Source organism: Pseudomonas sp. LB3P25 (assembly GCF_054897985.1).
The window spans coordinates 3627312-3640012 of sequence record NZ_CM142711.1 but is presented as its reverse complement, the minus strand read 5'-3'; the positions used below and the strand labels follow the sequence as shown (position 1 = coordinate 3640012).

General features: G+C 56.2%; 10 protein-coding genes and 1 pseudogene. 2 read left to right on the top strand and 9 right to left on the bottom strand.

Translation table 11 applies throughout. From position 1 onward, the window contains the following. Nucleotides 1-128: 128 nt before the first annotated feature. Nucleotides 129-1469, bottom strand: coding sequence for an MFS transporter (locus ACYZTW_RS16390; protein WP_462000883.1), 1341 nt, complete (start codon nt 1467-1469; stop codon nt 129-131). 337 nt (nt 1470-1806) lie between these two features. Here ACYZTW_RS16390 and ACYZTW_RS16385 point away from each other — a divergent pair, with 337 nt between their 5' ends. Next, nucleotides 1807-2709 (top strand): LysR family transcriptional regulator, encoded by a 903-nt coding sequence (locus ACYZTW_RS16385; protein ID WP_462000882.1) that lies wholly within the window; start codon nt 1807-1809, stop codon nt 2707-2709. Between the two features lie 322 nt (nt 2710-3031). Here ACYZTW_RS16385 and ACYZTW_RS16380 read toward each other — a convergent pair whose 3' ends face one another. Together ACYZTW_RS16380 and ACYZTW_RS16375 are read right to left on the bottom strand one after the other, a co-directional pair. After that, nucleotides 3032-4321: an NAD(P)/FAD-dependent oxidoreductase gene (locus ACYZTW_RS16380; RefSeq protein ID WP_462000881.1), complete on the bottom strand. Its 1290-nt coding sequence runs from the start codon at nt 4319-4321 to the stop codon at nt 3032-3034. A gap of 30 nt (nt 4322-4351) precedes the next feature. Next, nucleotides 4352-5191 (bottom strand): alpha/beta fold hydrolase, encoded by an 840-nt coding sequence (locus ACYZTW_RS16375; protein WP_201188142.1) that lies wholly within the window; start codon nt 5189-5191, stop codon nt 4352-4354. A gap of 107 nt (nt 5192-5298) precedes the next feature. Here ACYZTW_RS16375 and ACYZTW_RS16370 point away from each other — a divergent pair, with 107 nt between their 5' ends. Further along, nucleotides 5299-5919, top strand: a complete 621-nt coding sequence (locus ACYZTW_RS16370) for a GntR family transcriptional regulator (RefSeq protein WP_462000880.1) — start codon at nt 5299-5301, stop codon at nt 5917-5919. A gap of 3 nt (nt 5920-5922) precedes the next feature. Here the strand turns inward: ACYZTW_RS16370 and ACYZTW_RS16365 are convergent, their stop codons facing one another. The 6 genes and pseudogenes from ACYZTW_RS16365 to ACYZTW_RS16340 form a co-directional block, all read right to left on the bottom strand. After that, on the bottom strand, nt 5923-7476 hold the full coding sequence (locus tag ACYZTW_RS16365) for an ABC transporter substrate-binding protein (protein ID WP_462000879.1): 1554 nt from the start codon (nt 7474-7476) through the stop codon (nt 5923-5925). A gap of 63 nt (nt 7477-7539) precedes the next feature. Further along, the gene (locus tag ACYZTW_RS16360; protein WP_462000878.1) at nt 7540-9171 is read right to left on the bottom strand and encodes a dipeptide ABC transporter ATP-binding protein; all 1632 of its coding nucleotides are present in this window, start codon (nt 9169-9171) and stop codon (nt 7540-7542) included. Continuing rightward, a complete protein-coding gene (locus tag ACYZTW_RS16355) occupies nt 9171-10043 on the bottom strand; it encodes an ABC transporter permease (RefSeq protein ID WP_462000877.1) in 873 nt (290 codons plus the stop codon). The genes ACYZTW_RS16360 and ACYZTW_RS16355 overlap by 1 nt, the downstream gene beginning before the upstream one ends. Next, nucleotides 10040-10981 (bottom strand): ABC transporter permease, encoded by a 942-nt coding sequence (locus ACYZTW_RS16350; protein ID WP_462000876.1) that lies wholly within the window; start codon nt 10979-10981, stop codon nt 10040-10042. The genes ACYZTW_RS16355 and ACYZTW_RS16350 overlap by 4 nt, the downstream gene beginning before the upstream one ends. 80 nt (nt 10982-11061) lie before the next feature. Continuing rightward, nucleotides 11062-12195, bottom strand: coding sequence for a C45 family autoproteolytic acyltransferase/hydolase (locus ACYZTW_RS16345; protein ID WP_462000875.1), 1134 nt, complete (start codon nt 12193-12195; stop codon nt 11062-11064). Between the two features lie 184 nt (nt 12196-12379). Further along, nucleotides 12380-12502 (bottom strand): annotated as a pseudogene (locus tag ACYZTW_RS16340) (OprD family outer membrane porin); the annotation flags it as partial. Nucleotides 12503-12701: the final 199 nt, after the last annotated feature.

Genomic DNA, 12701 nt, shown 5'->3' with positions numbered 1-12701 from the left:
CCATCTGAGCGCTATTGATAAATACCGTAACCACCATACATTCCATCACGAGTGTGAATATTACTTTTCAAGACGAGCAGTCATTGGCCAGACGAGCTCTTCCTTGAGCTCGCCTTTTTCTGCAATCGTTACTGCGACACGGGTTGCTTGGATGGAGCGGCCTGACGGCCTGGAGAGTTCTGAATCAGAAACACCAGAATAGCGATGGCCCCTATCAGACCTGGTACTGCGAAGATGAGAAAGCTCGCCTGCAGCGGCAATGAAGAAGCGTGCAGTGCACCTCCTAACAAAGGACCGATGATGGCTCCGGTGCGACCGACGCCCATCGCCCAACCAAGCCCTGTAGACCGTATGTGCGCAGGGTAATACTGCACCGTGCAGGCGTTGGCCAGGATCTGCGTGCCAATGGTGCAAGCCCCTGCGATGGCGATGAGCAAATAAAGTATCGGTAACGGCGCCTTGAGCGCTAAGAGGCTCAGGGCTAATGCTCCACAACTGAAAAACGCGAACAAGACCTTTGCGATACCAATTCGGTCCCCCAGCCATCCACCGCCTACCGCGCCAATAATCGCGCCGACGTTTAGCGCCAGCAGAAACGCCAGGCTTGAGTTCAATCCATAGCCTGCAGCACTCATGAGTTTTGGCAGCCAGGAGCTCAATGCATAAACCATGAGCAAACAACAGAAAAACGCCAACCACAGAATGAAAGTGTTCAACTTGCGCCCGTCCTGGAACAGCTGCGCAATCGACACAGTCGTGCCTTTGGCAACCATCTGGTTCAACTGGTCGTTTGCGCTTGGTTCATAAGACGGCGCAGCTTGTGCCAACAGGTTTTGGGCCTTTACGGTCTGCCCGGTGCGCAGCAGGAAATCCATCGACTCTGGCAATTGTCGTATCAGAAATGGCAAGGCCAACAGCGGAATCAGCGCTACATAGAACACGGCTTGCCATCCCCACTGTGGGATCAGCACCATGCCCAGGCTCGCCGATAGCATTCCCCCTAACGAGTAGCCACTGAACATGATCGCGACCAAAGTGCTACGGGATTTCTTTGGCGCGTACTCGTTCATCAACGCGACAACGTTGGGCATTACACCCCCGATCCCAAGACCGGCGATGAATCGGCATAAAGCGAAAGCCTCGGGGCTCCGTGCCAGCCCGTTGATCGCTGTGACTGCGCTGAAGATGGCGACACACATCATGATGGTTTTTCGTCGGCCTATACGATCCGACAGTGAACCGAAAAACAGAGCACCCAACATCATGCCCACCAGCGCACAGCTACCTAACGCACCCGCCTGTAACGAACTGAGGCCCCACTCGGACATCAGTGAAGGCAACACGACCCCATAGATGACCAGGTCATAGCCGTCGAAAATGATGATGAGCGCGCACCAGAACAGCACGCGCGCATGGAAGGTATTGAAACGTGCCCCGTCAATCAGGGCTGATACATCAATCGTACGCATGGCATCGCTCTTCTTGTCATTGTTATAGAGCCGGAGGATCTGATGCCTCCGGAAATTGCGCGGTGCCCAATGGTGTTACGCAGAGCGTTCAGCACTGGACATGGATTTGATCATGGGCAAACGATCGACCGTGATAAATGCAGCCAGGTGAATAGGCATTATTTCGAGCGTGAATAAAGATCTAAGGGGAGCAAAAGTCCCATCGATCTCACGATGGACGCGGCGGTCTGGCACTTGTTAGGCTTTGGCTCTTGCAGCGGCGAATTCAGAGCGGTGCAGACCCAACGGTGGGCAAAGATTTATAGCCCTTATGAGCGCGCAATCTGCACGAGGCGTTATGGAATTACGTGAACTGGATCTCAATCTACTTCTGGTGTTTAACCAACTGCTCATTGACCGCAGGGTATCAACGGCGGCGGATAGCCTTGAGTTGACCCAGCCCGCTGTTAGCAACGCGTTAAAGCGATTGCGTGTCGCTTTGAACGACGAGCTTTTCGTTCGCACTTATCAAGGAATGGAGCCCACGCCCTATGCCCGGCAGTTGGCTGAGCCAGTTGCGCTGGCCATTCAGACCTTACGTGATGCACTGAGCCGGCAGGACAAATTTGACCCGCTCGCCTGCAATCGCAGGTTTACGATGGCGATGACCGACATTGGTGAAATCTACTTCATGCCGCGGCTGATGGACGCTCTGGCTGAACGCGCTCCGGGTTGCTCGATCAGTACACTGCGCAACACCTCCAATACCTTGGCTGAAGGGTTGCAGAACGGTGCGATTGATCTCGCCGTTGGACTACTGCCGCACCTGCAAGCTGGATTTTTTCAGCAACGCCTGTTTCACCATCGCTATGTCTGCATGTGCCGCAAGGACCACCCGGCTACCAGGGAGCCGTTAACGCTTGAGCGTTTTTGCAGTTATGACCACGTTCGCGTTGTAGCGGCGAACACGGGGCATGGCGAAGTCGATACCTTTCTGGCGCGGGCCGGCATCGAGCGAAACATACGCCTGGAGGTTCCTCATTTCGTCGCAGTAGGCCACATCCTTCAACGCACCGACTTAATGGCAACAGTGCCTGAACGATTCGCCAGCAGTTGCGAACAACCCTTTGGGCTCGCGGTTCTACCGACGCCGGTGGTACTGCCTAACATCGAAATAAATTTGTTCTGGCATGCACGCTATAACAAGGACCCAGCCAATCGTTGGCTTCGCCAGCTGATGTTCGAGCTATTTTCTGATTGAGGCGTGCCCTCAGTCCCAGTAACTTCTCAGTCTGCGCCAGGCAGGCGCGGTACTAATTCCAGGAAAAAGCCTTCTATAGATAGTTGAGGGCTCCTCATGAACATAAATCTGTGAACAAATGCACCTGTATTTGACCGTTGAGCCCACGGTGCTAGAGGCTTTGGACGACTCATGGACATTCAACATCGCCCATAAGTTAAATGATGTGTCAGAGCGGAACTTCTGCCAAGAGCTGCCAATCTCTAGCTGTCCGAACTAATTTTTGACCTGCTTTGTTTCGTCAAAACAGGCCGTATCGCCGATAGCGTTACTATCGTTGCCGTTACTTGTTAAGGCGCAGAGCGTCGAAAGCATCTCGCGCTTGGCATGCGGTATAGGTCATTTGCGCGGCGACTAGACCGGCCAGACCAAAAGTACGGGTCAACCCGAACTTGCGGAAACCGTCGGGAATCGGAATGGACTTAGCGATAGCGTCAGCCAGAACCTCGCCCGCCACCGTCGTGGGTGCCATGCCATGACCACCAAAACCAACGGCGTGCCAGACGCCCGCATCATCTTGACCAATCTGGGCCATTTGATGCCGGCCATAACTCATCAACCCGCCCCAGGAATATTGGATTTCTACACCTTCCAGCTGGGGATATACCGTTAAAAGATCTGTTTTGAGCAGACTGGCGATCGCTTCCGGGCTCCGATTGAGCACCGAAATCCGCCCTCCCCATAGAATCCTGCTGTCGCGAAGCGGCCGGTAGTAATCAAAAGCGAACCGCGTGTCGTAGATTGCTGATTCACAATCAATAGCTTCTTTCAAGCGAGCCCCGAGAGGTTCGGTTGCAACGACATAGGTGGCAATTGGCAATACAGCACGTTCGACCGGGCGATAGACGCCGCGCGCGTATCCGCCACAGGAAAAGATGACATGCTCGGCATGCACTTCCCCGCCTACGGTTTGCACAACATATTTCTTTCCACACTTCTCGATGTTCAGGGCGGATGATTGCTCATGGATACGCACACCGAATTCAGCCACCGTACGAGCAATGCCGTACACGTACTTGAGAGGATGGAAGTGGAAAGCGTTACGCTCCAGCAGGCCGCCGAAATAGCGCTCAGTCTTGAGTAGCTCTTTCAACTGGCCTGGCGGCATGTATTCCCAATCAACCCCATAGACGTCACTCATGAGTTTTCGCGGTGTTTCAAGTCTTGACGGGTCGTTGAACCAATTAGCGAGAATCACACCCTTGTCAACCAAGTCACAATCGATATCGTATTGTTTGACACGATTACGGATTAACTCAACGGCATCAAGCGTTAGCCGGTAAAGGTGTTGCGCCTCTTGAACGCCAAGGGCGGCGAGAAGGTCAGCGTTTCCCAGGCTGTAGCCTCCGAAGACGAAGCCGCCATTACGACCCGAGGCACCATGACCGATGCTATGAGATTCCAGAACAACGACGTCATTGAGACCACGCTCCGCCAACCCGAGTGCGGTAGACAGGCCTGCCAGGCCACCACCGAGGATGCACACTTTAGTATCTACACGACCCGATTGGGCGGGATAGGTGGTGATGTCGGCCGTGGTTTCATAAAAGGTTTTCTGGTAATTAGCGCTCATAAATTTATGTGGCCTCGACAGCGTTTTGATTCAATCGCCCAGTTGCAATAGAAAGTCTTGGACGTAGGGCACAACCGATATTCCGGCGTGGGCAGTGTTGGGAACAATGTCTTGCTGAACACGTATGTCATAGGCCTCAAGGTTACGTGCCAGAGTTGCGTTGCGCTCAACCCTCGTACGCCCGGCGTCGTTGATACCGTCCATGTATTGCACCGAGCCGGGTGCGTAGTGAATCTCCCAGGTTTCCAGGTCTGCGGCACCCACCAGCAGTTGAACATCCACTTCACGCAGCGCATCGAGATTCAGGCGCTTGCCAAAAATTGCCTCAATCCCTCCGGTACCCACCCACCAATCGCGCCCCTCATCGATCAAGGTCACCGACCCCGGTGCACCGATAGAAACGGAGCGTAGACGTTCGGGGTGCAGGTAGTAAAATCGGTTTGCAAAGTGCCCACCGCCCGAATAACCAAACAATGAAAACTTCTCGAACGACGTGCTGAGCGCCTCGGATACTTCATCAACCATTGCCAGCAGGACTTCGTCATAACGAATGTCCCCTTCCTTAAGGTATTTGAAACCATGCGGGTTGCCATCGCCCAGTGGACCTACCGGAAACAGCGGCGCGAGAATGATGTAGCGGTTGAAACGCCCGAACTCGGCAAACGCGTCCCGATACTCGACCATCGTGCGCCCGGTACCATGGACCGCGACCAGCAGACGGTGGCCCTCAGGGGCTTGATCGAAGGTTTGCGGAACATAAAGACAATAGACAAAACGCGGATCCTTACGGCACGAAAAAATGGTCGTGCTACCTCGGTAGTACATCTGACGATGCCGCGCTTCCGGGGTGTCTTGAGGGTTGCTCAACATTGTGAAACCTCGTTGATAATTGTGCCATTATTGAAAACTACAGCGGGTCAGGGTCATGCACGGTCGACGACTCACACGCCCACTTCTAAGTTTTGTGGAAGTTACCTTTGAACAAAAAAACGACTGATCGCAGCCATTTGGTGCTGCTGATTTCAAACGACATCAATGCTGGTATTCTTCCGACCGGCAGCTGGCTCAAGCAGATCGATCTCGAACACCGCTATGGCTGTACTCGACTGGACATCCGTCGTGCGCTAGACCAGTTGGTCCTCAAAAATATGGTCGAACACATCCCCAATCGGGGTTATTACGTCCACACGCCTGACTTGACCCAGGTGTCGGATACCCGCGAAGTTCGCATCGCACTCGAATGTGCCGCCGTCGATCAGATGGAGGTCACCGAGGAGCGTTTGCAGGCGCTGGACGTCATCGCGCAGCGCTTCAGCCGCCTGGTAAACGAAGGCACGATGCAAGAGTGCTACAGCGCGAATCTCGAGTTTCATCGCGGGATCTATGACATGTGCACCAACCGCGTAATGATCGAGTTCATTGAAGAAATTCGCAGCCGTCCCCCATCGTCTCCAGGTGGTACCTGGCGCACACATCTACGCGCCGAGCAGTCGAGCCGCGAACACTTCCAGATCCTTGACCTCCTGCGTAACGGTGACCGCGAACAACTCAAGCGACTGATCGCGGCGCACATCCGTCAAACCCCGCTGGAACAATGAGTTTCAAGGCTTGATGCTGACACCCCACAGGCGCGGCTTCTGCCCGATCCAGGCGTCGTAGCCCTCTACGTTCTGATTCAGCGCGACGATGTCCAGGCCGTTGTACATGACGATCATCGGCACTTGATCGATGAAGCGCTCATGCAGTTGATCGAAGATTGACTGACGCTTGGCGACGTCACCTTCCTTCAGTGCCTGGGTCAGCAACTCAATCGCCACAGGATCCTCCCAGACCTTGCGCGACTCTTTGTCCTTGTTACCCGTCACCTGCTCAAAACTCAGCGCCGGGTCGAAGCGTGCCGAATAGGTGAAGGACATCGCTTGATAACGCCCAGCCTGGTAACGCTCAAGCTGAGTCCCCCACTCCATCACTTCAACCTGCGCGTTGATGCCGACCGCTTGAAGCATCGCCTGGGCAATAATTGCCAGGTCATAACTGGGAACCATCGAGCGCTTGTTGGCGACGATCGTCAGCGGTTGGCCGCGATAGCCTGCCTCCTGGAGCAGTTGCGCAGCCTTCTGTGGGTCGTAGGTGAAGCCGCGTTGCTCGCTTGGGCCGTAGTAGTTGGAGGCGACGCTGATGATTGAGTTATTGGGCACACCGAAGCCATTGCTCGTCGTCGCTACCAGTTGTTTGACATCGATGGCGGCGGCAATGGCCTGACGAATACGCTTGTCCTTGAGCAACGGATCCCGGGTTTGGAACATCAGCACATTCATGGTCGCGCTGGGGTCTGTTGAGACCTTGAGCGTTGCGTGGGTCTTGATTTCGGGCAGGTCGGTTTCGGTGACTTCAGCCATGTCCAGGTCGCCCGAAAAGAGCGCCGCCTTGACCGTCGCCTGATCGGGAATAATCACAAACCGTACGTCATGGGTCAGCGCGCTCTTGCCTCCGGTATAGCCGTCGCGTGGACCGGGTAAGGACTGATATTCAGGGAATTTGGTCAGCGTGACGTACTGCCCACGCTTCCACTCGCTTAACTGAAAAGGGCCAGTGCCTATCGGCGCCAGAAACTCACCTTGAGCGTTGACCGAGGCTTTGTTCAGTACCGCGGTGCCGCCGCAATCGGTACGCGCCAGCGTGGCGAGGAACATACCACTGGGCTTTTCCAGTTCCATCACCACGGTATGCTCATCCGGTGCCGTTACCTTGGTCACCTTGGTCAAGCCGCTGCCATCGAACTCCGGCAAGCAACGCCACTGAGTCTTGGGGTCCATGTCGCGGTTCCAGCTCCATAGCACGTCGGCGGCGGTCAACGGCTCGCCGTTATGGAACTTCACGCCTTGGCGCAAGGTGAAGGTGTACGTCAGACCATCAGCAGAGACATCGATCTTCTGTGCCAGTAACGGTTTGACTTCGCCCTTTTCCCCATAGGCCACCAACCCTTCGGTCATATGCAGCACGACCGCATCGGACCGGTCGTCACGATTGACCCCGGGGTCCAGGCTGCGAATATCGGAGTTCATCGCCAGACGCAAGGTTTGCGCCTGGGCGATACCGCAACCGATCAGGGTCATCATGCTCAGCGTCACAGCGTTTACTAAAAAACGATTCATAAGCGAGTCCTTGATAAAGATGAAACAGGTTCGCCGCCACAGGTACGACGGCCTTAAAGTCCTTCACACAGCAGCACTGCTGCGCAATTGATAGCTCCCATCGGCCAGTCGCACCAACGGATTGGCGGCAGCCAGTAATCGATGAGTGAAAGCGTGTTGCGGGTTATCGAACACTTGTGCGGTGGTGCCAATTTCAACCAGTCGACCTTGCTGCATGACAGCCACGCGATGGGCAATTCGTTCCACCGCCGCAAGGTCATGCGAGATGAACAGACAAGCGAAGCCGTACTGCTTTTGCAGCCGCTCGAACAACGCCAGGATTTGCTTTTGAATGGTCATGTCGAGAGCGGAAATCGGTTCGTCGGCGATGACCAGTTTGGGGTGACGAATCAGCGCCCGACCAATCGCCACGCGTTGCCGCTGACCACCCGAGAGCTGATGGGGGAAGCGGTCGGCGAAGAGCGGGTCCAGACCGACATCGTGCAGAATGGTGCGCACGCGCTCGGCACGCTGCTCGCGACTAAGGCCCGGTACATGGCGCAACGGTTCAGCGAGAATTTCAGAAATTCTGGCGCGCGGATCGAGGGACGATACCGGGTCCTGAAAGATCATCTGACATTGCAATCGATGCTCACGGTTGGCGCTTTTGAGGATGTCGACGCCATCGAAAAAGATCTCGCCAGCAATCGGATTGATCAGCCCGACAACCGAACGGCCAAGGGTGGTTTTACCCGAACCACTGCCGCCGACCAGCGCCAGGGTTTCACCCGCAGCGATTTGCAGACTGACCCCATCCACCGCGCGTTTGGCTTTACCGCGCCACAGGAAACCCTGGCGCCCCGGGTGCTCGATGGTGACGTTACGCATGTCGACCAACGGCGAGGCCAGTGATGCGCTTTCAAGGTTGCCTCGGGTGGGCAGTGCTTCGAGTAATTGCCGGGTGTAATCGGCCTTGGGGCCTAGCAGGATCTGTTCGGTCGGGCCGCTTTCGATCGCTTTGCCGCTGCGCATCACCACGACTTTGTGGGCATGGCGCACCACCAGCGACAAGTCATGACTGATGAACAAGATCGCGGTGCCCTCCTCCCGCGTCAGTTCGAGCATCAGTTCGATGACATCAGCCTGGGCCAGGGTGTCGAGGGCAGTGGTCGGCTCATCGGCGATCAACAGCGCCGGGCGCAACAACATGACCGAAGCCAGCATGATGCGCTGTCGCATGCCACCGGAGAACTCGTGAGGAAAGGCATTCAAACAACGTTGTGGATCATCCATGCCGATTCGGCGCAGCATCTCCAACGACCGGGCAAGAATGGTTTTTTCATCCAGATCGGTATGCAGACGCAACCCTTCCGCCATCTGTTGACCGATCGTCATTGTCGGGTTGAGCGAGACCATCGGCTCCTGAAACACCATCCCGATCTTCGAGCCGCGAACATCACGCAACTGATCGTAAGGCAAGGTGCACAAGTCGATATCGGCAAACTCGATACGACCGGACGCGACGCGCATCGGCGGCGGCAACAGCCCGATGACAGCACGCGCCGCCATCGTCTTTCCGCTGCCGGACTCACCCACCAGCGCTACGATCTCGCCGGGTGCCATGTCGAAACTCAGGTGGTCAACCGCAAGCGAACCCTCGGTTCCCACCTGGATGCAAAGATTACTGACGCGAAGCAAAGGCTTGACGGTATCCATTAGCGACTCATCCGGGGGTCAAGGCGATCACGCAGGGCGTCACCGAAAAGATTGATGCCGATCAGGGCAATGGAAATCATCAAACCAGGGAAGAAGCCCAGCCACGGTGCCGTGACCAGATGCGGCCGGCTGGAGGCCAGCATGTTTCCCCACGTGGCCGCAGGCGGCGGAACGCCCAATCCGAGAAAGCTCAAGGCGCTCTCCGAGAGAATCGCCCAACCAAACATGCTGGTGGCGAGGACAATCAACGGTGCCACGCAGTTCGGCGCGATGTGCCGCCACATGGTGTAGAGCTCGCCATTGCCAATGACCCTGGAGGCTTCGATGAACTCTCGTTCACGCAACGACAACACCGTGCTGCGCACCACCCGAACCACGGTGGGGATATAGGCCAGGCCCAGCGCCAGCACGATGCCGTACTGACTCGCGCCAACAATGGCGAGCAACCCCAGCGCCAGCAACATCCCGGGGAATGCCAGCAACGCATCGTTAACCATCATCAACAGGCGGTCCGTCCAGCCACGCAGGTAACCGGCGAGCAACCCGAACAGCGTGCCAACGCTGATGGCCAATATCACCGTCAGCAGGCTGATCCACAGGCTAGTGCGGGCACCGATGATTATGCGGCTGAAGACATCGCGGCCGAACTCATCAGTACCCAGAATGTGCGGCCAGGACGGCGCCATAAATCGGTGGGCCAGATCCAGACGCAGCGGGTCATACGGTGTCCAGACGATACCGGCCACCGCGAGCAGCACCAGCACCACTAGCAGGCTGCCACCGATCAGCGCGTTGAACGGGAGCGGACGCTTGTGCTCCGGTGCCTTCGGCACTGCGGTCGGTGGCGCGGCAATTTCGCTTAGAATCTTCATGCTTTCACCCGAGGATCGAACAGCGGATACATCAAATCTACAAGCAGGTTGACCAACACGTAGACGAACGTAATGAGCAACAGGCAGCCCTGCAGTACGGGGTAATCACGCGCATAAATGGAGTCGACCATCAGGCGCCCGATGCCGGGAATGGTGAACACCGTTTCGATGACAGCGATCCCGCCCAGCAGGTTGCCGAGGATCAGGCCGATCAATGTCCAGGTGGGTGCAAAAGCGTTGCGCAACGTATGGCGCCAAAGCACCGCACGCTCCGACAACCCTTTGGCTCGGGCATGAGCGATGTAGTCCAGGCGCAAGACTTCGATCGAGCTGGCCCTCTGCATCCGGATAATCACGCCGCTTTCATGCAGCACCAGCGTTGTCACCGGTAAGATGATGTAGGCCAGCGCTTTGCCAAAATCAGCCGAAAACGGCACATACCCCACCACCGGCAACCAGCCCAACTCCAGGCCAAACACATACAGCAGCAACAGGCCCATCCAGAAACCGGGGATCGACAGTAACAACGTCGCGGTCGTCACCAGTCCCAAATCAACCAGCGTGTCCTGTTTCCACGCCGCCAACATGCCCAGAGGAACGGCAATCACCGCCGCCAGCGCGACCGACGTCAGAACGATGGTCACACTGACGCTGAACCTTTCAAGCACCAGCGGCAAAACGGCCTCATGACTGGTAATCGAAAAGCCCAGATTCCCCTGGAACACTGCCTTGAGCCAGATCAGATACTGCGCGATCACCGGTTGATCCAGCCCGAGGGACTGCCGCAGCTTGACCAGACTGGCCGGATCAGCCATGTCGCCCAGCATCAAGAGCGCCGGGTCACCGGGTATCAGCCGGATCATTGCGAAGACCGCAATAGAGATCAGCAATAACGTCGGGACCGCCATGGCCAGACGCTGAATGATCAAACGAAACATGTGGGTTCCTCGATGTTGATGCAGCCCTCAATCGGGCAGGGCTCAATCGGGCAGTGCTCAGGCAGGCAACCGATCAATGCTTACCAGGTGGCGTACCGCGCGTAATCGGATTCCATCTCGAGGCGGTACTGCCCAAATGTACGGTTGATCGCCGGCAAGGAGGCAATTTCCATGAACCCACTGGCCGGGCGCATCAAAATCATCGCCACCGTAGCGGACAGATTGTCCTCGCCACTCGAGCTCGGACGTGGTGGTCGGCAGACGGCAAATGGCTTGCCGAAATCATCGAAAAACGCGCTTTTCAGATGTTCCAGCGTCAGGCTGCCATGAAACGGCTTGAGCAGCTTCTCGACCCGGATATCGCGATAAAAGCTTTCGGGTGCACCACCGATGCCGGTGTTTTTCAGTTTGATCTGCGCCACCGGACTGCGCCAATGGTTGGCGTGCACCAATAGATCGTCGACCTCGTACAGCGGGAACACTTCATCGGGTGCACATTCGTAGTTGATGCCAAAGCCGGCGGCATGACTGAGCATCATGTTGTTCGAACCCGACTTTGGCGTCACCGCCACGGCTTTCATCGACAAGGCGAAATGATTGGCTTCCAGCGCCTTGCGGCGGATAAGCGGCAACGGCACGCCAAGCGCTTGATAGTCACGATCCGATTCCAGGTTATTACCCGTGATCGCCGTGCCGATGGAGTTCATGCCCGCGCGGGCCAGCCCACCTGCTTCGGTGAACGTCAGCACATCCGGGCCGTCGTCACGACGAATATGCAGGACCACGCCAGTCTCCGCGCACTCCATGCGCCAGTCCCAGTTCTGGCCGTGCAGTACTTCATTGTTCGCGGTGGCGCCTGGAAGAACGATTGCGCCGGTGCAGCCATCCAGTTCCGGTTTGTCCTGCATTGAACGCCGCCCCAGGTGAATAATCTCGGTGCGGGCATTGATCATCACAATGGCCTCGAAGTCGTGACCGGAGCCTTGCGCGATGCCCCGCATCTCTTCCAGGTACTGCGGCTCGAATGCTTCGATATTGGGAATGAATTGATTGACCAATCGCTTGATACCGGCCCAGTCATAACCCATGTCCAGCAGTTGCTGACCGTAGATTTCAATGCTGCGAGCAATGATCTGTGGGCAGGCTTTGCCGTACTGCACGCCTCGGGCAAATGGCCCGCCACTCAGTTCGATACACGGAAATTGATCACTCATGCCCTGCCCTCAAATAGGTTGAGCAAGACCTAGAGCAAGGATCAGACCAATTTTACAAAAACCCAATCAATATTGGCGCCAATTTGATTTCCAATAAATTACCGCCGCAAAAATGCACCGTTTCCGGTCAAGAAATTGGGTAGTAAATTCACAAGCGTGTACAAAAGTGGCGCTCCTGATTGGGCTAAAGACCCCCGGATGAGTAACGGACATTCGCGTGACCGCCACGTTCGCTGCTGCGGTAGCTGGCTGTGCGGACTCTGTACGACAGGTTCTTCGCCGGCCCACTCTGAACCACATAACGCGATCTATTTGCCAGCATGCGTTGAGCGCTTGTCAGTCCTCGTCGCCCCCATCCTGTGGGCGCGCCCAGAATGCTGAACTATTTCAATGCCCCCCGCCGTGGGGGGGTGTCAAGGGTATCGAACTCACTATTTTTGGGCGGTGCAGTGAGCGGTGTCATCTACCGCTTAGCCTGTATTCAAGACTTGAACATTCAAGTTGCA